This is a genomic window from Mesorhizobium amorphae (assembly GCF_014843845.1).
Taxonomy (GTDB): Bacteria; Pseudomonadota; Alphaproteobacteria; order Rhizobiales; family Rhizobiaceae; genus Mesorhizobium; species Mesorhizobium amorphae_A.
Genome location: NZ_JHQS01000064.1, coordinates 38,460 through 60,675, shown reverse-complemented (window position 1 = coordinate 60,675; position 22,216 = coordinate 38,460). Strand labels below are relative to the sequence as shown.

The window sequence follows — 22,216 nt, the reverse complement described above, 5'->3', positions numbered from 1 at the left end:
ACCTTGGGCTTCGAAACGCCGGCTGATAGATTGCGAGCGGTGTTGCGTTGACCGGTTGAACCCGCCCAGAGTTTTGCGGCCCATTCGCGCAACGGTCTTCTCGAAAAAGGTTTCTTCTACGACGTGGCGGATGTGATTGCGCTCGTAGCCAAGGTTCACGAGGTGGGAGCAATAGAAGCCCACCAGCTTGCGGTAGTCCATCCGCTGCCTCGGCTGGTCAAACAGTTCCAGCAAAAGTCGCTCAAGGGTCTCTTTGTATTTTTCGGCAATCAGCTTCTCGATCAGCCACAGGTGAGATGCGAAATCGTCCAGCGAAAAGCTCGTGCCGAGCAGAGTGATTAGGGACTCGATCTCGTCGGCCGCAAGGCTCCGCGCCGCGGGGTCCTTTGCAAAAGACCACTTCATTTCCTCGATAACGGGGTCAAGAACGGCACGCGGGACTCGCTGGTCCTCTACGTCAGCAATCAGATCAAGGGCCTCAACAACGCGGGCGGTTGTATCCAGCGAATAAACCCGGAAGCTCTCAAAGGTCGTTGGCGTCAGCATCTCGCTCATGAGTTGAGCGAACATCAAGATGCCGCGACTGCCGTCTGTATCGGGCCACTTTTCTTTCGGAAGACGCACGAATCAATCCCCAACCGCCCTTGGGGAGAGTATTACCGGACAATATCTCCTTCAAGTATACGAAGTAGGCGCCTCAGCTAGCCTGTGATGACTAAAGATCACGGAATAGAAATGTTCACGGCGGCGCTTCTTTGGTGCCGTGATGATGGATCACGTGGGATGTGGCAAACCCGCCCCAATGGCTGAGTTGCGGCGCATCGCCGCCGGCTGATCGGGGCCCACGGTCTGCTTTTGCATGAAACGAGGTAGAAGGCTGCCGTGCCGCCACCGCCCTTGCAATTCGCTAACCGCCTACGTTAGGTCTTACTAGAGAGCCGGTCCTTAAACTTGGAGAGATGCGGATTGCTGTGCGCTAAACTGCTGTAGAGCGTTAGTGTATCGTAGCCCATTGTCAGAGTATCGGCCTGCACCTTGGGCGAAACATAGACTAGCATTTCTGTCGTATCAATCAATAAGTTGACCGCTCGAAATACTTGCATTTAGGGAAATCAACTTGGACGAGAAACCGAGTAATGAGGCCGTGGCCTCTCTGCTGAAAGACATGGAAGCCATCGCCGCCCGCATGCGTGCACTGATTGCCGCTATGCCCGCTCACGATTTGCTTGGCTACATCTATGCCCAGCGCATGATCAAGGCGATGGCAGACCAAAGCGCCACCGAGGAACAGCGCAATGCGGACGGCCCGGATGACCTGATCAATGAAAATCAGTTCTTACTGGAGTACGTGCACGCGGTTCTCGCGTCAGACGCTGCTCCTGAGAACGTGACATTCTCCGAAGCTCAGTGCGCCGAGCTGTTTGAACTTGGGAGCAGACTGCGACAGCAGGCCCTACTTTTTGCCGTGGTTACGTCCGCCAACACCAAGGATGGCGTCTTCGGTCCCGACACTGCCGATATTGAATTCCGCGCCAAATCCACCTGGCTCATGCTGCGAGGGAATCGCTACCAAGTTTTGGAAGGAGAGTTCTATCGATACGTTCTCGCACCCCACAATGATGCGTTGGAAGAAGTGTACGGTGTCGGTGCCGCAGGGATCGCGGAAGGCTTCCAAGCCATGGCCGATGCCACACGTTCTGGGCATGCCGAGGCTATCACGGAGCTGACAAACCAGTTCGAGGCAGCCCAAGCATTCGCTGCGGCACAGGATAAGCCTCTGGAAGATGTCATGGAGGCGTGGGGCGCCGCAAATGCGGAACAGTCGAAAGCCGCTGGTCGAGCACTGGACGACATGTTTCGGGGCGGCATCGCCAACGTGAGCCGTCACACGAACCTGCCGTCGACCCTCCTGGCGGATTTGGCGTATCGACGCGGAGAAGAAAGCGAGTTCTTCTCGGCAGGCGATTTTGTGGGAACCCCCTACCGGACACTGCCTGCTCGGAAGAAACCCTTAATCCAGCTTGGATCGGACTACTATGCCGTCGACCCGTGCTTCACGCGCGATGCGGGTTATCGTGCGCTTCTCTACAATCTCCTGCAGCGAAAGCCGCACTATAGGAAGACGTTTGAAGATCGGCAGAAGGCGATGAGCGAAGATGCCTTCTCCGACATTCTGGCCACCCAGCTGCCGGGCGCTACTGTTTTCCGAGAAGTCTACTACAAGGATCCTGCCAGCAAGCAGTGGTCCGAAAACGACACCCTTATCCTGGTCGATGACGTGCTGTTCCTGGTTGAGGCCAAGGCCGGCGCGGCCGCTACCATTGCATCGCCGGCACTCGATTTCCGACGCCACGCCCAGTCCGTGCAAGACTTGGTGCTCAAGGCCTATAAGCAATGTGAGCGCTTCTTCAACTATCTGAACTCCGCGGATGAAGCGCCCCTGTACCACCTAGTGGATGGCAAATACGAAGCGTGCGGCAGTGTCCGGCGCTCGGACTACCGTGTGATGGTGCCGATAGGGCTAACGGTCGAGTCGTTCTCGCCTTTTTCGGCATTCTGCAAGGAACTGCCGCAGGTCGAGCCGCTACTTGGCAAGCATGCCTTCGTCTCGCTCTCCATTGATGATCTGTTCGTACTGAAGCGTCTCCTGCCCACACCAGGGGAGTTCGCCCACTATATGGAGGTGAGACAGGCCGTGGCGGGGATACGGCGCGCTCATCTATTCGATGAGTTAGACCACCTGGGGGCCTACCTGAAAAAGAACCGTTTCGATCAGAACATTGCCGATCAGCTGAAGGGTGGCAAGGTGACGATGCTGATCTGGGACGGTATGAGCGACGTCGTCGACCGGAGCTTCGAGGGAGAAGACTGGGAAAGCCGGCCATTCCCGACGCAGGGCTTCCCAGTTGAGGTGCTGAAGCTGCTTGAGGCGCTCAATGCCACCCGAGCACGCGGATGGCTTTCGGCGGAGAGCCATATCCGCAACCTGGGAGAGGATGGGCGGAACAATCTGGCCAAGATGCTATCCGACCTTCGCCAAACCCTCACGCATCATCCCGCTCGTTACTTTGTTCTGTCCGGGGACGGCGAGCCGCTCTTCGTTTGGCTTCAACATCACGATCACCAAATTGACTGGACCAAGGTAAATGACAAGGCTAGCGCAGCTGCCTTGGCCGTCAAAGCTTCTAACATCATCGGCATCGTTGCAGAGGTCAGTGCCAATGGCACCTATCACCGGGCCGAATCTTTCACGATCCACGTACCGACGGCGCGAACGATGGTAAACGCCCACCTTTACGAAGACGCCGCGCGAATGGGGCAACGTGCGCGGACCGTCGACCTGAACCAGCCCGGAAACACGCCGAATCCGGCGCCAGCAAGGAAACCGAGACGCAATGATCTATGCCCATGTGGTAGCGGTATAAAATACAAAAGGTGCCATGGCCGCTAGGAAAGAGGCTTTACCAGTCGCGCGCCGCTAGAGACATCGGACAGCCGCGGTCTAGACCGGATGAATGCCGGCTTCTCTGAGCAGTCTGTTGAGATCGCGAACGCACTTGCCCCGCAGTTCTTCAAGATCTTCAGCCTGCCTACGGTTCAGGAAATCTAGGAAACTATGCGTGCGCCGGATCGTGCCATCCTTGAGGCCCTGTGCAAGTTTGGTCCGCAATTCCCGCAACTGCTTGTCGATCCGGCCCATCCTGACGCGCCAGCTACGGTCACTGAGTTCACGCCATCCGCCGATCGATTTACGAATAGCATGCCGGGATTGCCGATCAAGCAACTCGCCGGTGCGCAGCGCGCGCTGTGTGTCCTGCAGCGTCTGCAAGAATTCATCGGTCGTCTCGCAGTGAAGCGGCACCTCGAAGGCCGGTCGATGAAACGCCATCGCGATCGTCTGCAGGATCATCTCGTCAAGGTCTCGCGTGCCGCGCACTTGGATGACGTCTCGGTAGTACCATTGCTGCAGCGGTGGAAAGCTGTTGAGCTATGAGATGCATTCGTCCCACGACCAAACCAAGGCGGTTCTATTGCGGCCCTCCCGCTCCCAGTCTTTGTTGAGTTCATCGACGAAGCCTTGAACCTGCGTATCGCGTCGAGCGGTGGTTGCAAGAATCCAGAGCGAGAGTGACTGCGAGAATGCGAGCGATTCTGTGGCGGCAGCACGCAGGAACTTTCGCGTGACGGGGCCGCCGGGGAAGGGATTACCTCTCTCATCGAGGTCGGCGAGACGCTTGCATTGGATTCCGATCCTTCCGTAACGAGGGGATTTGCCATAGACGTCGACGCCGTCCTGCGCCTGGCCGGGACGGCCATATTGCTGGGCGTTTGCGACGTCGTAAACCTCCCGGAGCATGCCTGCAGCCAACTCTTCGAATTGCTGCCAATAGAGGGGTGGCTGGAAGAATTGCGATATCGTGCTCATCAGTCTCCATTCCAAAATGTCTTTTTCGCCTCGGCGTGCTTGAATGTCCGATGCATCCACGATGCTTTTTTCACAGCTCGTTGAAAGCGTCATCTTCTCAGTATTGATGGGAATCATCGCTTCCGTCATTGATTGAGAATGGCACATACAACTTCGATCATCTCGACCAGCGGTGCTGGCGTATCGCTCGAGTCGCGAGTAGCGGCTGTTTACTTGGCAGCCATGCTCGCGCAATCGAGCGGACCTGGAGACGCGCAGGCGACAGTTATAGAAAATGTCAGCTTCCAACGCAGTGAGCCAGCGGCAGGCTTCGATGACATCCACCTGCATCATCGGTGTCCCACCGAAGTCAGGTCGACCACCTATCTGCAGATAAAGCGCAGCCTAACAGGAAACCGCAGCGACAACGCGTTCCGGCGGCCAGTCGCTGACGCGGCCAAGTTGCTTAGTAGTGGCGACCCTGGCGGTGCAAACTTCAGGATTGTTGCTTCCCGGAGCGCGATCGCACCGCGCGACGTCGACCGTGCCAAGGCCGCTGCTCTACTATCATCGGACAGCTCGGACTTCTGGTCGCGGTGGTCAAAGCCCGGAGCATCGAGTGAAACCGAGCGTGCATACACCAGAGCGGTCGCGTGGGTGATAGAACAGGAATTCGGGGAGGCTGACCCCGATCTCGCATGGCGAGTGATCACCCTGATGGGAATCGTCGAGCTCGACGTCGATCAGAGCGGCTCTCAGGTCATCTCGCAAGCCGTGGATCGACTACAAGGTGCGTTGGTCTCAGGCAGCCGAGCGGAGGCACTCCAACTTTTTGAGACGATCTGCTTTTTCGCCGAGGACGCAGCGAAGGTGGCTGGCGGCGTCAATCGGGCTCGCCTAATCGCGGAACTCGCGCCACGGTACAAGCTGACAGCGGCGATTTCTGCACGAGCCTGCCTCAAGCGCATCGCCGCCGATGCGAGTGCGGCCCTCGCAAGCATTCGCGATGACATAGCGGGAGTAAGGCTTGCTCGGGCGGATCTGACCGAGCATCTGACTGCGACATTGAGGGACATCAAAGGCCTAAGGCTCGGAGGCGAAGCTGGGGCAGGAAAATCTGCAGTCCTGCGCAGCATCGCAGAGCGCCAACGCGACGATGGTGCTGGAGTGATCGTGTTGAAGCACGACCGGCTGACGGCGGCGAGCTGGGCCGCGCATGCGCAGCTCATGCAAGTGACCACATCTCTTGAGGACCTTGTCGAAGAATTGTCAGCCGGCGGCTCCGGACTGCTGGTGCTGGATGGCTTCGATCGCATTATGGAGGCCGGTTTCGGTAGCCTCGTCCGCGAGGTTTGCGATGCAATTCAGAGGTCACCGACGACGCAGCTGTGGCGCTGCCTTGTGTCCAGCCGGGATGCCGCGGGACCCGAGCCATCCCTGGACATGCCTCTCCTTACGGAAACGCAACCGTTCGTTATCGGCGCGCCGAGTCCGGAGGAGCTGACCTTTGTCGCCCAGGCCTTCCCGCACTTGATACCGTTGATGTCGCGCCGCGGCTACGCTGATCTGAACAGAAATCTTTTCTTCATCGACCAGATGGCGCGCCATCCATCCGATGCTGGAGCATCGTCCGAACTCGATTTGATGCGTGCATGGGCAAGGCGCGGCGCCACAGAATCTGCTCGCCATCCATCCCGCGACGCGACGTTACGGTCGCTAGGTGAGCAGCGACTGATCCGTCCTTATGGGCCTCTTCCAAAGCCCAGCGACGACGACGGTCTCTCGCGCTTAATGTCCGAACGGACAGTGGACATCCCCGCCTATCGAGATGTCGTGACCTTTGCTCACGACATTTACGAGGAGTGGGCTGTCGCACGAGCTCTCGATGCCCGACGGGCCGAGATACCGGCTATACTCAAGGCGGCGGGACAGCCTCTCGCCTGGATGCGCTCGATCCGCCTGGTGGCCGAAGTCGCCCTAGAAACCGACGGGCCAATGGGATGGCGAGCTTTCCATGACCTCCTAATGGATGACGAAGAACTGGATCCACTGTGGCGCAGGCTAACACTCACTGCGATGCTTCACTCGCCACGCGCGGAAAACGCTTTGAATGGACTGCAGGCCATCCTTCTGGAAGATCATGCGCGACTGATGAAGGACCTAGTCGAGACCCTGCGGTCACTTGAGGTACGACCGCATCCGGTCGTCCTCTCCGCTCAGGAATACGACCATCTAGCTCCGGCAGAGCGACGTCAGCTCGCCCAGAGCGCCGCCGTGCCTCGCTTAGTGCCGTGGTACGCATTTCTTATCTGGTCCGTCGCTCGCTGGTCCGTCTGGCCGAAAAGTCTCGTCCCGGATCTCTCGCGCACAGCGCTCATTTGGTTGCGCCTCGGGGCGCATGGGCATGAGCCCAGCGGAAGGATTGTAGCGCAGTGCGTGGCGTGGCTGCGTGAGTTGGACGCCATCCACGCAATGCCGCTCGACGACTGGGAGGAACGTTCACGGCTCCTGATGGAGTATGGCGCTGAACGATCGGGTTCGGCCGACCCGGTGCGCAAGCTGCTGAGGACCGCCATTGCCAATGGCGCTGCCGACGCCGTGGCTGATGTTGACGCCTATCTGAGCGATCTAATCGCCACCGGTGGTCGCGGCGGGGCGGAGTTCGTGGAGACGCCTGGCGTCATACCGACGGTCTTGGCGAAGCGATACGTTGACCTCGTCATCGCAAAAATGATTCTGCCACATGATCCCGAAAAACCCCTCGACTATGGCGTAGAGCGGAGCGACGGGATCAGGGATCAGGGTCGGCTCTTCCCGACCTCGCCATCGCGCGCCGGCTGCGATCTGCTGTTTGCCGCCGACGAGGATCAAGCACTCCGCTTGATGGGTGCGCTTAGCGCCGCCGCGGCCGCTGTGTGGCGTAGGCGGGAGGCGAGCAGAGGGCTGAAGCCGCGGCCGCTTGCGCTTGCCATCGAAGGCATCGAAGCTGCGCTTTGGGGCGACCAGCACGTGTTCAAATGGTCCTGCGGACTACTTGGCCCGAAGCTGCTTGGTTCGCTGTTTCTTGCGGCCGACGGTTGGATGGCGAAGCAGGTCGAGGCGGGAAGGCCCGTGGGGCAACTTTGCGCGAAGGTTCTGGATTCCAGCCACCTTGTTGCATCCGCGAGTCTCTGTCTTGCCGCAGCCAAAGACAGAGCATCCCTGGAAGTCTTAAATCAGGTGCTGCCGCTGTTGGTGCAGCCAAGGCTGTGGAGCTATGACCTCAGATTGTCGCTGGAAGATCGGCGTGGCACCGCTTTCCGGATCGGGTGGCGGCCAGGAGACGAGCATGCCTATCGGACGGCCGTAGTGGTCCGCGAGCGTCGCGATCGTCAGCCTTCTCTTGTCGAGGGCCTGATCGCACCTCTTCACCTGGTCGGCGACAGCGACTTAAAGCAAGCCTTTGCAACTGCTGTCGGCGCTTGGAACGTCGGCGACCTTGCCGCTTTTGACGAGGAACTAGAAGACCCTGATGCCCGCGCTGAGCTTGACCAGGAACTGGAAAGCTGGCGCGCCAAGGCAGATCCGAAGAACTGGCAATTTGTGAGGGAGCCAGATGAGAGAACCATTCGTATCGGATATGCGCCACCCGAGAATCTGAGCGAGCGCGCAGCAGAAGTGCTCGACCGACATGAGGCAATGGAGCAGAGCGGGAAACTCCTCGATTGGGCGTTCGGCGATGGGAGGGCCGGCAAGACGCATAGCGGGCAGACGTTCCTGGAGGCCTTGCCAATCGCCAAGCAAATGGACGCGCCCGACTTGTTCGATCATGCGCTAGACATTGATCCGGCATTTCTCATCAGATCGCAGGGAGTCGCGGCGGTTGCAGCTGCGGTGGCAATGCATGGTGAAGCTGATCTCGTCTCGGCTGAATGGGAATGGCTTGTCTCCGTGTTCTCTCGTGCTGCCGCCATCGACCACCAATCGAGCCCCATCCACTTTGAGGAAACAGTTCTCAGCGAAGATCCTGCCGCTTCCGCGGCGAGGGGCTTGGGTGCTCTTGCCATGCGCGGTCTCGCCGCCCGCGAGCTCATGCGTATTTGGCTGGGTCTCATCGCCAGTCCCTTCCGCGACATCGCGAAGGCAGCACTAGAGCCTGCGGCGGCAGGGGCGTCGGCCCGTCTGGAAGTGTGTGCGGCTGGGCTCGCAGTGAGCGCTGAGTCGATGCTTTACAGCTGGCATCCGTTCGATGCCAACTTTGAGGAGAAGATGAGGACGTCGCGAGCCGAGCGATCCCTAGGGGCAATCGACCTAGCTCTTGACGCAATCGATCGAGGCGAGATCTTGGTTCCGGTCTTCCCTTTGCCAGTGGCGGAGACGTTTGTCGCGGGGGGCGCATCGAACCCATGCGCGGGCGATCCTGAGTCGCAGTTCGATACGTACCGCGCAAGTGCGTTATGGTCGGGCCTCGACATCGAGGCGATATGCCAGGTTTCTGAGCTACGCGAAATCCTGGTCACCTATGTGTCCGACGCCCTGCGCTGGTACGCATCCTTCATGGAATTCCAGGACAGCAGCCGTAGCTATGGCGCGACGCGGCGCATGGAATGGGAGATGACGTTAGGCGGCATCGCCGGCAGGCTCGCAGCACTTATCCCGTCCGATGAGGCAGTGGCCAAGTTCGTCCTGCCGGCTACGTCTATTCCGGACGGAAAGACGCGTAGCGATGTCCTTGCGCACCTGCTGAATGCCTTCGGCAATACCTTGATTGTCGCAGACCGACCGGTGGACTCAAGCTTCGAGACGGTATGGCGTGCCGCCTCGCAACCGATCTTCGAGCAGGCTCGCAACGAGGCTGGGCCTCGATACGATCCTGATGAAACAGCACTCACCGCCGCCGCGTTCGCTCTCTACTCGCTTCCGATCTTCCCACCTGAATGGCCGCGCGCGAAGGAACTGGCGGGGCTCGTCCATGAATGGGTTACCAACTGCGCACGCTACCGCTTCGCAGCATCGATCGTGCGGAGGTTGATCGCGCAAGCAGGGTCTGCCTTTACACCGTCTCCAGGGCTCGATTGGTTGGAGGCGATATTGGATGCACACGCAACCGACTCCCAGTATTGGCAATCCGGAATGGGTGACGCTACGGGCGAAATTCTTCTCCTGCTCTGGTCAGGCAGCGACAAGAGCGCGCGGCGAATTCACGTAAAGAGGTTCCGTGCAGCGGCAGCTCGCCTTGCGGACCGTGGAGTCTCATCCGCCGCGGAATTGCTGTCCGAGATCGCCATCGTTCAGGGCGGTGGCTGATCAATCCTCAATGGGCCTGCTGGAGTACCACGTGCAACGGAAAGGTGTTGGCTGCGAGCGCCAGCTTGAGTTCCGGCCCGTCTATCGGCCAGGTTCGCCGCTTGAATACACCCATCGTTCTCTCGCTAGAGCCGCGCGGTCCGCATTGCTCAGAGATGGACGAACGTCGATACGTCTTTTGGTGATCGGTCGTAACCGCCCTCAGACTTTTCCATCCTGGACAATCTAACAAACCAGCCAACTTTTTTGCCCAGTCGCACCGTAGCCGCCGTTAGCTGAGATCGCCGAATCCTGGTGATTGTTCCACACCGGGTTGCAGAGTTTGGCCCATACAATGGCGTCCAGGCATCATGCCAAATTGCCGTGGATCCAACTTCTTCGTCCCCAATGCTGAGATGAATGCCATCCGGTCGTGCCCGCTGAAACGTCGGCTGCTCGAAACAATAGGGCGCCGGCAGTGAAAGGCCCCGCTGATAATACTCGTCGTGCCAATAGCCATGGATCATTGGATATTCATCGCAGCACGCGGACAGCGCACTGCCTCGCTTTCCAACGTCCCCCCGGGGTTTGAGGTGCGAACGAGGCATGTCGAAATGATAATGCCTGGATTCAAGCAGCTGCCCGTCATCCTTCAGAAGCTGATTATCTCCCAGCGCGAAATCATCGCTCGCAAAATAGGCTGCAATTTCCAGTTCGCCGAATTCGTCGAAAGATCGATCGAATGGAATCCGCATCTGGACAACTTGGAAATCGTCTTTCGGCTGGAGCGCGATTAGTGCGCGGGCGGTGCTCGCCAGATCATTATTTTGAAGCTCTGCCGCATCAATCGAAGGTAGCCACGCCGGTCTCGCAGCTGGCTCTACCTCGAAAAGGCCGGGGAGAGCTGGCACGCCATATGTGGCAAATGGGGCGACCGAGTGAAACGGAACACCCCACTCGTCGGCTGCGCAAGCGAGCGTTCGTTGATAGGCAGAGCGGTAGAGTTCGCCCTGACGTTGGATGAACTGTCCAACGATTCCCTCGCGTTGAAGTCCAAAATCGCCAAAGTATGTTGGATAGCGTGTATACCCAGCTTGGAGCTGCGTCCTTAGCGCCGTCCACTCGAACGCCCACTGTCGGAGGAAGGGCAATCCCGTTCGCTCCTCAAGGTAATTCAGCTCGTGCTCCAGGGCCGGGGGCACCTGCGCTGTCTTGTGCTCGTAAAAGTAGCTCTCGGCCGCGAAATCCGCAGGAGCAGAACTACTGTGGGCGGAGTACCATCTGCCCGTGCTCATGCCGTACATCTCGTGCAGCAGAAAGTCCGCGGCCATTGAGGGCCTGTTTATGGACGTTTCCAGGTCGTCGAATGGAGGACGAACTTCGTGAGGCGAGACCATTAGGACGCTGAGGCCGGATATCACCTCGCTTTCCAGGTTCCTAGCGGCCACCCAAGCGAGTAACGCCTTCGTCGCGATCGCACGGCTCTCGTCATTCAGGAGGAGAGATCGTATTGCCTTGGCGGTTTTCCAGCGCACCATTTTGACTGGCCAACGCAGTCGCTCAAGGAGCATCTCCATGGCTGATTCGCGCTCGGTCATCAACGGAACCATGTGGCCTCGGGTATTTGCAAATCATGGACTTCGTCGACGATGGTCTTGACCATCGCGTCAACTATCCGAGTAGCAAGATCGCGTTGACCGACGAGCAGGAGAAACTCAACCAGATATTTCGCACCGATAGTTAGCCCGTAGCCGCGTGTTCTGTAGAATTCAGGAGGTTCCGAGGTGTCAACGATGTATTGCTTCCATCGCTCGGGATAGTTCTCGGCAGAAAAGTGTAGCCGAGCCATGACCTCATCACGTGATGTCCAGTTGCTTTGCCAACCGAGGCGCTCGATATGTGCTTTAACGAGCCATTCGTATGCAGCCTCTCGGCCTTCGACCTCCATGCTCACTTCAACTGCTGCATCGAGAACATCATTAGCACCATACGTTTCTCGTTTGGCCCGAAAGTATTTCCTAACTGACTCGAGAGCTTCCTTCCCTTTGCCGGCCTCCTTGTGAATCCCCAGCCACTTCTCAAAATAGCTTTTGCGATTGTGGTGATCGTACGACCCGGTTGTATCAGCCACAACAGCATCGAACTCGTTGGGGCCTCGCGCTCCAACTATTGGCTTTTCCTCAGGGAGTTGGGTGTCACCTGATCGGTAGTGGTCGGAGTGATCTGTCGGTTTACCGCCAAGAAACCGAATCTGGTCATCAAGCAGTTCCTTTGCCTTGACATCACCTTTTGCCCGCTGCTCAAGCGTCCCCAAGACACGCGGGTCGAGAAAGGTGCTTAGCAGCGCTGCGATTTCGGGAGTGTCCAACGACAATACACTTCCCACTTGACGCAGGCACTCGTCCGCATAGCTCCATTCTTCTTCTTCGACATGCCGTTGAAAGAAGATCGGAAGGCGATCCGGATAGGTCCTAGCAGTGACCCGTATGATCTCGCTGCGCGCGTGATTGGTGCCTGAGCCGTCCGTGAATTCAGTGATCTGATCAACAATCGGGACTAGCGTCGATATCCACGCAAGCGCCGGGCTTGCCGTCGGGTCATGCACGACCTCAACGGCGCCCAGAACATCAAATATCCACGGGTCTTTCCGGTATCCGTAGCCCAAAAGGCAATCTGCTGCTCGGTGTGCGAACGTCGACGCCTCCGACAGTCCATGGATCGCGGCGACACGAGCGCGAAGAGCCCACCCTCCAGACCTCTCGTTGAAGACCGAGACTGTTGCGCCTACTTTGATGGCGTCGCTTGCCATCATCTCCAACGCGGCCTCGGCGGTCATCGTTGGCCGACCCAAGTCCGCTACCTTCTCCAACCACAGCTCATCGCTCCAATGGGCTGAGGTACGCGCCTTTGCGAGGACGTGAATGCCTACGAGCGTTGTGCCTGCTGTCCTGCCGATAAGATGGAGGTCGAAAGCTATCCTACGCAGTGCCGCAGCAAATGACCGATACTGCGCTTGATCGTTTTCCGTTGCGCCGGCTCGGCCATGAAACACCGGGATGATGTGCTCTGCGCCCACAAACGGCGCGGACAGGTCCGCGGGGAGTTGTCGCGTACCGACCTCGTCTGCAATGCGGACCACTAGGTCGAATGCTTCCCCCAGCCAACCAAGCCCCTCGCGCGGCAAGGCCGGGTACTGGAATGGTTCGGCGGAAGTTCCGCGGAGAGAATGCGCTAGAGCAGCAAAAAACAGAACCTCGATGAAGCCTACCAATGTGGTGTCGATGCCATAGCCATAGCGATCCCGCACCAAGTTGGTGGGAACTGGGGGATGGCGCACGCGGTTCGCTACAATATGCTTATGGAGTCCGCACCAACTCGCATAGAGCGGGCTTAGCTCGCCGCCCTCAAAGTTTATTCGGGTGAATGGGTTGGCACCAAGCGCGCACGCAACGCGCAAAATCTGATCGTCGATCTCTGCACGTTCGGCAATCCACCTAGGATCCGCTAGTTTAGCCCTCAACTCAAGCAGTGCATCATAGCGATTCGAAGCCATTAACCGTTCGCCAAAGTATCGAATCTCCTCGGCGGGTTCGCGAAATCGCTGCAGAAAATTCCACACTCGAGTAATGCGAGGCGCGGAACTAAGGGCTACTAGATCAAGGTAGCGACGCGCGAGTGTTCTGAATTCGCCGTCCGGCCGGTGGCGGAGCTCGAGCCAAACATCGATTCTGCGCTCGAGCTCCAGTTCGCAGCCCTCCACAATCTCTTCAGACAGGTCCGGAGACGCGGCGCGAGGAAGCATGGCGACCTCTGCCTCAGAAAGCGCGGCGAGGTCGTCGAACATGCTCTTCAGCTGCTGCTCGTTGTTCGACGAACGAATGGCCGCTTCCTCAAACAGTGAATAGTCCTGGATCTGAAAATCTCGCGCATTCATCACGCGCGTTTTGATCGAGCGTAGTGCCACTGCGACAGGAAGGTCGAGCTGCCGAAAGGCGTACTCCTCTGCCTCGGAGAAAATTCGAATGATTTGTCGTTCCGGCCAGCCATGCGCGAGGGACGACACTGCCCATTCCCGTGACACCCCCGCCATCAGTGGCGCGAAGTCACCAAGTTTGGCTTTCGAAAGCCACAGCCATCCCCAACGCCAATAGGCAGGTGCATCCACTTCAAGCCATGCGATGATACGAGGGAGCAGTGATTGGAAACTCTCCACATGATCAGAGCGCTCTCGGACGTACGCGAGAATACTGCCGTGAAAGGGCAGCATTCCGGAGCTTCGCGCCTCAAGCAGAAATCCGATCTCCTCGTAGTTTCCCAAACACTGGCGAATTCCTAGCCCGGGCCAATTGAACTCGGATCCTGACAACGCATGTAGAATCTCGCGCCCTGTTGCGCTGAGTTTGTCCCAAAGATTTGCATAGTAATTTTGGATATCGCCCTCAGGACAAGGCGGGAGCAATGCGACTTGTTCGGCATCAACAGAAGCCCCCGTGCGGGCTAAGGTTTCAAATGCATAAATCAGATGAAGAGGGTGACCGTGTGATATCTCGTAGAATGCTTTCGATATGGCCACAACGGAATCGCCACGTTCCTTTCCATCCGGTTCGCCCCGGATAATGAGACGTCCAGCCTTATCTTGCGCATCAACCCAATGGTGAACGGCGAGCGTATCCATCGGCGGTATAGCGACCCAGTCGCTGCCCGAAGTATTGGCCAGCAAGCGACTTGGCAATTGACCTCTTGGAACTCGTTGTGTGCCGACTATGAGACTGACGTTAGCGGGAAGCGGAATCAATTGACTGAAGAGGTAGTTGAGTTGATCCACCTTCTGATAGTCACGCCAAACATGATCAAGGCCATCGATTATGACGTACAATCTCTCACCCTGCTCCTCGAAATGGCGAGCGACCGAAGCAAGGGTGCTCTGTAGTTTGTCCGCGTCCTCGATCTGGTCCGGAACGGATTCCGGATATCTGTCGATCAGCTGATTGGTGAGAGAGTGTGAGATCTCCGAATACGAAATGCGATCTGCTGTATCGTCGCCGGACAGGAAGTAGTGATGGCGAATGACCGGTTTGCCATTGTTGCGAAGCTCGCCAGTAAGGTAGCTGAGGTATGTGCTCTTTCCCCGACCTGGTGTGCCCCACAGGATCGTGGTTGGCGTCTTGGGATCAGCGATTCGTGCCAGGAAGTGCTGGTGGAATTGGTCGCTTGGGAGCGTGTATGCCGGAGGTACCAAGAAGTCTTGCCGAATGGGCTCGGCGCGCTGCCGCGTAATGATCTGAGCGAGATGCTTGTGAAGTATCCTGCCACCAGGCGGTTCGTCACGCCTAATCGCCCAACGTCGTACTTGGTCACGAAAAAACGACCAGCCGCCCGGCAAAAGGTCGGAAGGGACAAGCTCTAGCCTGATGCGGGCTTCGAGGCTGTCCAAACTTTCAGACAGAGACCTAAATTCGAAAGCGTTTAGAAAAGCTGCGGCTTCACCAGCTCCGCCGCACTCCTCCTCGAACCGAGCTTTGACCGGCAGATCGAGCCGGGTCGGGTCTATTCGCAGTCCATCTAGTGCCGCTTTGAACGAATCGGAGGGTATGCGGTTCGTCCGCAAAGAACATGAACGAACCGGCCCCAGTGTACGAACTCTCGATAGAGACTTTGCCCACTTGCTAATCATCGACGTGCCGTTCGGCTTTTTTGCTAAAAGCCAATCCCAATCGAGATAATACTTTTCGGCGTCGACCGTGAACTTCACCTGCGTAAACTCAAATGTTCCATCTGAACGGGCCGCGATTACGTCGTCGAGGGATCCGTAAGCGTCGGCATCAGCCTCCAACATGACCCAATCAAAAAGGTGAGGTTCGCGGTAGAATCGGATCAAGGTCTCGATCCCGACGAGGTCTTGAAACTCGTAGCCTGCGCGAACGATGGCTGTTGACTTAATCGTTGGATTTGCCAACGCATGCCTCGCAAAACGTGGTGTGTCCGAATACTACGCGACGTTGGCGTGTCGTGTCTGCTTTGTGAAGCCGCAGAGTTTTTGATGCAGTCCGAATGATGTCTGCTTTTAGCAAGCGGCGAAGACTGCGATGGGGCCGGCGATCGCTACGACGCGACCCGATATGAGAACGGCACCCATTCCGAATGTGGGGAGCGCTTGTAGCGCCCTACCGCTACCAACCCCGGACCTTGACAATCGACGAGGCAGTGACCGTAGGCGGCTATCCTATTTACAGGTCGCGACCGCGATTTGCCGAACAAACCGCGGAGCTCTCTTCCTTCCATGATCATTGGGGGTTAGCCGTGGCCGGTCTTATTTGTAGAACCTTGGATGAAGCGGTGAAAAGCGACACCCTCTCCTACCCTCCTCGCGGCCTCTCACGCGAAGAAGCCGCCCGATATGTTGGCGTGGGCATAACCAAATTCGACCAGATGGTTGCTGACCGCCGCATGCCGAAGCCGAAGAAAGTTGACGGTCGCGTGATTTGGGATCGGCTCAAACTCGAAGCGGCCTTTGGCGAACTACCTGGAGACGATGAAGAAAATATCGTCGACTTCCTGTTGCAAGGGAATCATCGCAGGGAATAGATTCATTCTGCCATGACCGACAAATATCCCGGCCTCTCCTCCTACACCGACCGCCATGGCAAAGTTCGCTGGCGCTATCGGACGAAGGAGCGTGTGGTTAGCCTGCCGGCCCCCAATCAGGCGGGTTTCAGAGAGGCCTACCAAGCAGCAGTCGAGGGCCGGAAAGTCCCTAAGGCTCCCGTCGTTCGTATGCCTGGAGCCGCTCTCCCCGGCACTTTTGGAGCGTCCTTTCAACGCTTGAAGATCTCGGTCAAGTGGCTAGCGCTTGACGAGGCTAGCAAGCGCAAGAACACGCGGCTGATCGAAGAATTTCTAGATCTGCGAGTGGTCCCTGATCACCCGCTCCTCTGGCGAGACGTAGCAGTTAAGGACCTCAGACGTATCCATGTTGAAGAGCTTCTTGGCCGCTTCATCGCCACACCCCACAAGGCTAAGCACCTGTTGGTAGGCATACGCAAGCTGGTCTATGTCGCATTGCGGCAAGATTGGATTGAAATCGACCCGACAGCGGCGGTCGAGTGGCGGCCTGCATATGCCGGTTGGAAAGCCTGGTCGCGCGAAGCGATGGCGCAATTCGAAAGCCGTTGGGAGCTCGGCACCGCGGCACGCACTTGCTACGGTTTGGCGCTTTGGCTCGGCAACCGCCGCGGCGACGTCGCGGGCCTGCGCTGGGATCAGAGGGTCACTCGCCGTGTCTTCATCGATGGTGTCGAGCGTCACTTCGACGGGTTTGATATCGTTCAGGGCAAGAACAAGGGACGAACGGGTGGCAAACGGCTTTTCGTGCCGATCACACCGATGCTGTCTGAGATCCTGGATGCGACCGACAGGCGCGGCGAGACCGTTCTGGTCAACGGCTATGGTGAGCCCTTCTCCGCCAAGTCACTGACTGGGATGATGGCGCATTGGTGCAAGCTTGCCGGTCTTCCGAAGGGTCTGACCCTACATGGTCTGAGGAAGTCGCTCGGTGTTTATCTGGCGGAGGCCGAGGCCTCCACCAGACAGCTCATGGACGTACTCGGACACGACGACATCGATCATGCGGAGCTCTATTCGCGCGAGGCATCGCAGGTACGGCTGGCGGTCCAGGGGATGGATCGAGTCGTGCGTCTCGTGACGCGCAAGCCGATGCTTGGCGAACCTATTGGCGAACCTCGTGGCGAACCACCTTCTAAAGTATTGATAAATAACGATAATGGTGGGCCCGGAGGGACTCGAACCCCCAACCAAGCGGTTATGAGCCGCCGGCTCTAACCATTGAGCTACAGGCCCCACGCGGCTGAATTAGTGTTTTTCCCCGGCCGGCACAAGGCTTTCCGGACGGGCCGGCGGCGATCGCCCAAATCAGCCCATATTCGCGCCCTAGTTGCCAGATGCGACTGGATCGCAGACCGAGGAGATTTTGATGACCAGACATCTTTTGCCGCTGACACTCATGCCCTTGGCGCTCGCCGCCGCGATTGCTTTTCCGGCAATGGCCGGCGCCGCCGATTCGCAGCCTGCGTCCCGCATCATCGTGTCGGGCGAAGGCCAGGCGACCGCAGCACCCGATCTGGCGCTGCTGACGCTCAGCGTCATGCGCGAGGCCAAGACGGCGCGCGCAGCGCTCGATGCCAACAACGACGCCATGGCCGCCGTGATCGCGGCGATGAAATCGGCCGGTATCAAGGATCGCGACCTGCAGACGGCAGGCATCCAGATCAACCCGCGCTACAACTACACCAACAAGCCGGACGGCAGCCAGGAGGCCGAGCTCGTCGCCTACCAGGTGACCAACACGCTTTCGGTGCGTATCCGCGACATCGACAAGACAGGCGATATCCTCGACAAGGCGGTGTCGCTCGGCGTCAACCAGGGTGGCGGCATCGCCTTCTCCAACGAGGATCCGTCCGCCGCCGTGACCGAGGCCCGCAAGAAGGCGGTCGCCGACGCCATGGCCAAGGCCAAGACCCTGGCCGACGCCGCCGGCGTCAGCATCGGGCGGGTGCTGGAGATCACCGACCAGAACATCGCCCCGCCACCGATGCCGATCAACGCCAAGGCCTTCGATGCCGCTGGCGCGGCGGTTCCGGTGCAGGCCGGCGAGAATTCCTACGCCGCGCAGGTCACCGTCACCTTCGAACTGAAGTAGGCGCCGTCAGCCGCCATCGACGGGACGAAAGCTGATCGGTTCGGATCGGCACAAGACATGAAAAACCCCGGAGGACCAGTCCTCCGGGGTTTTTTGAGCCGCACGCTTCCGTCCTGGCGAAAGAGGGGCTCTGCTACTCATAGCCGATCTTCACAGAAGATCGTGCTTCAAGACTGGATCTTCGCAGAAGATCATGTCCAAGCCGAGCCGGACCCCTAGCGATAGATGACCGGACAGCCGCGCTCGTTGGCAAACACGACCACCACGCGGTCGCCATACTGGCGGCCCGCAACTTTCACGGTGCGTCGGCTGACGTCGACTATGCGGGCGCGGCGCAGGCCCATGCGCTCGGCCTTGTCGAGGGCGCGGTCCGCCGAACAGCCACGGCGGCGCCAGTCGCGTTCACGGCGGTAGCCATCATCATCCCCGCTGTAGACGCCGATGCGAGGTTCATTGTTGTTGCCGAAGCCGAGATAGATGCTATCGGCATGGGCGACCGGGATGGCGGCCAGCGTACCGAGACCGACCAGGGCCGAAAGGGCTGCCGTCTTGAAGTTGAACATGTCTTCTCTCCTTGTTGCGGGCTCTCGCCCGTCCTCGTGAACCGATGGGGGAACAATGCACTTGCCAGTCTGAACTCTTTGCGAACCGTCCATTCATCTTCGGTTCATGTGGCGAATCATCGGTTGGCGGTCGGAACTCAAACGCCCGATCGCCTCGCCGGTTCCGGGCAAAGCCGAGTCGGCGCGTGGTATTTGCTACCGCTTTGCGGCGAAAATCGAGCTTGCGGCGAAAATCGAGTCAGGGCTCGTCGTCGAGCATATAGTCGAAATAATCGTCCGGTTCGGCCAGGTCGGTCTCGTTGGCCTTGACCCGGCCGCGGATCGAGATGCCGGCTTCGTGCACGGTCTCGGCGCTTCCCGAAACCAGCCAGTGCCACCAGTAGAGGTCATGCCCCTCCGCCACCAGCCGGTAGGCGCAGGTCCTGGGCAACCAGGTGATCGTGCGCACATTCTGCGGCGTCAGCCCGACACAATCGGGAACGCGCGCCAGCCGGTTGGCATAGTCGGCGCAGCGGCAGCTTTCGGAGTCGAACAGCCTGCAGCCGACGCTCGTCCAGTAGATTTCGCCGGTATCCTCGTCCTCGAGCTTCGACAGGCAGCATTTGCCGCAGCCGTCGCAGAGCGATTCCCACTCGGCCGGCGTCATCGCCTCGAGCGTCTTGGTTTTCCAGAACGGCGCGTCCATTGTGCCGATGTGGCCCTCACCGACGCCAAGGTCAAGCGCCGCGATGGACGCAAAAGCGGCTTGTGCCGCGCGATGGCCGCAAATGCGGCCGGCACCATACGAAAAACACGAAGTCGCCTTCAAAAGGCCGGTCAATCGTCTTTCGTTGCCAGTAATGCCCGCAAGCCGGAACCAAATCCGGATGATGAAAGTTTGGGCAGGGATGGGACCCCATAAGGAGAATTTGAGATGAAACGCCAACCACGGATTCTGGCAGGCACAGCAATTGGCCTGCTAATGGCATCCGCGCCGTTGGGCGCGTACCCGCTGCAGGACAGTGCCGCTTTCGGCACTCTGCAGCACACCGCACCGCTGATCCTGGCGCAAGCAGCCTGTGCCGAAGGCGAATCGGCAGAGGCCTGCGCGCAGAAACAGCAGGGGGAGCCGGAGCAGAAGCCTGAACGCAAGAAGCAGGAACCGGAACAGCAGGCCGCGCCGGCGCAGGGCGAGCAGGAGCAGCAGCCGCGCAGGAAGAAGCGTGATCAACAGCTGCAGACCGAACAGGCTCCGGCCGAACAGGCCGCGCCTGCCGCTGAGGAGCAGTTGCCGCGCAGGAAGAAACGCGACCAGCAACAGCAGATCGAGGCCGCACCTGCCGAACAGCCCGCCGAGCAGGCCGCCCCGGCAAACGAAGAGCAGCCGGTCAAGCCGCGCAGGAAGAAGCGCGACCAGCAGCAGCAGATCGAGGCCGCGCCTGCCGAACAGCCCGCCGAGCAGGCCGCCCCGGCAAACGAAGAGCAGCCGATCAAGCCGCGCAGGAAAAAGCGCGACCAGCAGCAGCAGGAGACCGCACCTGCCGAACAGCCCGCCGAGCAGGCCGCCCCGGCAAACGACAACAACCAACAGCCCCTGCGCAAGAAGCGCAAGCAGGATCAGCAGATCGAAGCCGCGCCCGCCGAGCAGGCGCCGGCCAACAAGGCAGCGCCGGCCGGCGAGCCGGTTCCGCAGGCCGAACCGCTTCAGCCTGAGCAGCAGGCAGCACCCGCCGAGGGCGAACAGCCTCAGGGCAAGAGGAAGCGCGACAAGAAGCCTGTCGGCGAACAGCCGGTGACGGGAGAGCAGCCGGCCGCCGGCGAACAGCCGTCGACGGCCGAACAACCAGCAAATGGCCAGCAGCCCGTGACCGGCGAACAGCCGGCCCAGGGTGAAAATGCGGCCCAGGGTGAAGCCCCGGCCGACAAGGACGCAGCCCCCATCCTCGACAGCCAGAAGGACGTCCTGCGCAAGCGCAAGGGCAAGAACGGCCAGCAGGGAGGCGAGAATGCGAGCGGCGAGCAGGCCAACCAGCCCGCTCAGCAGAATGGCGAACAGGTGCAAGCCCCGAAGCCGGCCCCCGTCGACCAGGGACCGCCGCCCACCGACGACAAGTCGGCCCAGCAGGCGATCCAGCCTGAAAAGATCGTTCCGGTGACGGAAGAAAAAGGCACACGCGTCGAGCGTGCGCCCGATGAAAACGTGCGCGACCGCCGGCGCCCGCAAGGCGTCGACGTCGTCAGGGAACTCGGCGACCGCGTCATCCTCCAGTTCAACAACCAGACGATCGTGGAAAGCAATGACGCTCCGCGCATGCACCGCGGCGCCAGGAATGTGTACTATGAGGATCTGTCGGGCGATCGCACCCGGGAGATCGTCGAGCGTGACAACGGCGTCCGCATCATCACCATCCGCAACCGTTACGGCGACGTCATCCAGCGCTCGCGCATTGCGCCGGACGGGCGCGAATATGTGCTGAGCTATATCGACGAGCGGCACTATGAGGATGATGGCGACTGGCGCGATCCTGGTGACGACCTGCCGCCAATGCGGCTCACCATTTCGCGCGATGAGTACATCCTGGACTCTGAGAATGTCGAGGATCCGGAAGACTACTACACCTTCCTCGAACAGCCGCCGGTGGAGCGGGTTCAGCGCCTCTACTCGATCGACGAGGTCAAGCGTTCGGCCCGCGTGCGTGACATTGCCCGCCGAGTCGATCTCGACACGCTGAACTTCGAGTTTGGCTCGGCCTCCATCTCCGACACCGAGGTGCAGAAGCTCGACGGCGTCGCCAGCGCCATGGAGAAGCTGTTGAAGAAGAACCCGGCGGAAACCTTCCTGATCGAAGGCCATACCGATGCCGTCGGCACGCCGGAGGCGAACCTTGCTCTGTCCGACCGGCGCGCCGAAGCGGTCGCCGAGGCGCTCACCAATGCCTTCGGCATCCCGCCGGAGAACCTGACGACGCAGGGCTATGGCGAGGAGTATCTCAAGGTCGACACATCGGGCCCCAACAGGGAGAACCGCCGCGTCGCCATCCGCCGCATCACCTCGCTGGTGGCGCCGGTGGCCAGCGCGAATTAGTGCATGATTCCAGAAGCCTGAACCGGCTTCCGGAATCACGATTGCAAGAGCAGGCCCATCCCGTTTTGCTGGGATGGGCGTGCTCGCGAAGGAGCACACTCAAGAAGAATGTAGCCGGCGATTCGGTGGAGATCATTGAATCGCCGTATTGACAACCCCAGATTTCGGAAGGGCGTTCCCTGCCCTGTCCCGACTCCAGCGGG

The 22,216-nt window shown here is 59.3% G+C and carries 13 protein-coding genes, 1 tRNA gene and 1 pseudogene; 6 read left to right on the top strand and 9 right to left on the bottom strand.

From position 1 onward, the window contains the following. Window positions 1-624, bottom strand: a 624-nt coding sequence (locus DH08_RS30005) for a hypothetical protein (RefSeq protein WP_192182873.1), incomplete at its 3' end; no start/stop codon positions are given. Window positions 625-1,117: 493 nt separating this feature from the next. Here DH08_RS30005 and DH08_RS30000 point away from each other — a divergent pair. Beyond that, window positions 1,118-3,451 carry a YecA family protein gene (locus DH08_RS30000; RefSeq protein ID WP_246801051.1) on the top strand — a complete coding sequence of 778 codons (2,334 nt, stop codon included), beginning with the start codon at window positions 1,118-1,120 and terminating at the stop codon, window positions 3,449-3,451. Window positions 3,452-3,502: 51 nt separating this feature from the next. On the opposite strand, the gene DH08_RS29995 is transcribed toward DH08_RS30000, so the two are convergent. Together DH08_RS29995 and DH08_RS29990 are read right to left on the bottom strand one after the other, a co-directional pair. Next, complete coding sequence (locus DH08_RS29995; protein ID WP_192182872.1) at window positions 3,503-3,910, bottom strand: hypothetical protein; 408 nt, start codon at window positions 3,908-3,910, stop codon at window positions 3,503-3,505. A 78-nt stretch (window positions 3,911-3,988) separates the two neighbouring features. Further along, window positions 3,989-4,543 carry a hypothetical protein gene (locus DH08_RS29990; RefSeq protein WP_192182871.1) on the bottom strand — a complete coding sequence of 185 codons (555 nt, stop codon included), beginning with the start codon at window positions 4,541-4,543 and terminating at the stop codon, window positions 3,989-3,991. Window positions 4,544-4,639: 96 nt separating this feature from the next. On the opposite strand from DH08_RS29990, the gene DH08_RS29985 reads away from it, so the two are divergent. Continuing rightward, window positions 4,640-9,691, top strand: coding sequence for an NACHT domain-containing protein (locus DH08_RS29985; protein ID WP_192182870.1), 5,052 nt, complete (start codon window positions 4,640-4,642; stop codon window positions 9,689-9,691). A gap of 149 nt (window positions 9,692-9,840) precedes the next feature. Here DH08_RS29985 and DH08_RS29980 read toward each other — a convergent pair whose 3' ends face one another. Together DH08_RS29980 and DH08_RS29975 are read right to left on the bottom strand one after the other, a co-directional pair. Further along, entirely contained in the window at window positions 9,841-11,268 is a 1,428-nt protein-coding gene (locus tag DH08_RS29980) for a hypothetical protein (RefSeq protein WP_192182869.1), read from the bottom strand. Further along, the gene (locus DH08_RS29975) at window positions 11,268-15,626 is read right to left on the bottom strand and encodes a P-loop domain-containing protein (RefSeq protein WP_192182868.1); all 4,359 of its coding nucleotides are present in this window, start codon (window positions 15,624-15,626) and stop codon (window positions 11,268-11,270) included. Before DH08_RS29975 ends, DH08_RS29980 begins: the two co-directional genes overlap by 1 nt. 380 nt (window positions 15,627-16,006) lie before the next feature. Here DH08_RS29975 and DH08_RS29970 point away from each other — a divergent pair, with 380 nt between their 5' ends. Then, window positions 16,007-16,255 (top strand): hypothetical protein, encoded by a 249-nt coding sequence (locus tag DH08_RS29970; RefSeq protein ID WP_192182878.1) that lies wholly within the window; start codon window positions 16,007-16,009, stop codon window positions 16,253-16,255. 312 nt (window positions 16,256-16,567) lie between these two features. On the opposite strand, the gene DH08_RS37235 is transcribed toward DH08_RS29970, so the two are convergent. Next, the gene (locus DH08_RS37235; RefSeq protein ID WP_345892462.1) at window positions 16,568-16,975 is read right to left on the bottom strand and encodes a hypothetical protein; all 408 of its coding nucleotides are present in this window, start codon (window positions 16,973-16,975) and stop codon (window positions 16,568-16,570) included. On the opposite strand from DH08_RS37235, the pseudogene DH08_RS36680 reads away from it, so the two are divergent. Beyond that, window positions 16,877-17,260: pseudogene (locus tag DH08_RS36680) on the top strand (tyrosine-type recombinase/integrase); the annotation flags it as partial. The gene DH08_RS37235 and the pseudogene DH08_RS36680 sit on opposite strands and share 99 nt — an antisense overlap. Before the next feature lie 191 nt (window positions 17,261-17,451). Here the strand turns inward: DH08_RS36680 and DH08_RS29960 are convergent. Beyond that, a tRNA-Ile gene (locus DH08_RS29960) sits at window positions 17,452-17,527 on the bottom strand. 133 nt (window positions 17,528-17,660) lie between these two features. Here DH08_RS29960 and DH08_RS29955 point away from each other — a divergent pair. Then, window positions 17,661-18,386 (top strand): SIMPL domain-containing protein, encoded by a 726-nt coding sequence (locus DH08_RS29955; RefSeq protein ID WP_192182867.1) that lies wholly within the window; start codon window positions 17,661-17,663, stop codon window positions 18,384-18,386. Window positions 18,387-18,601: 215 nt separating this feature from the next. Here the strand turns inward: DH08_RS29955 and DH08_RS29950 are convergent, their stop codons facing one another. After that, window positions 18,602-18,949 carry a hypothetical protein gene (locus tag DH08_RS29950; RefSeq protein ID WP_192182866.1) on the bottom strand — a complete coding sequence of 116 codons (348 nt, stop codon included), beginning with the start codon at window positions 18,947-18,949 and terminating at the stop codon, window positions 18,602-18,604. 238 nt (window positions 18,950-19,187) lie between these two features. Further along, on the bottom strand, window positions 19,188-19,634 hold the full coding sequence (locus tag DH08_RS29945; RefSeq protein ID WP_192182877.1) for a YcgN family cysteine cluster protein: 447 nt from the start codon (window positions 19,632-19,634) through the stop codon (window positions 19,188-19,190). Window positions 19,635-19,862: 228 nt separating this feature from the next. Here DH08_RS29945 and DH08_RS29940 point away from each other — a divergent pair, with 228 nt between their 5' ends. Beyond that, window positions 19,863-22,013, top strand: coding sequence for an OmpA family protein (locus DH08_RS29940; protein WP_192182865.1), 2,151 nt, complete (start codon window positions 19,863-19,865; stop codon window positions 22,011-22,013). The last annotated feature ends 203 nt before the right edge of the window (window positions 22,014-22,216 follow it).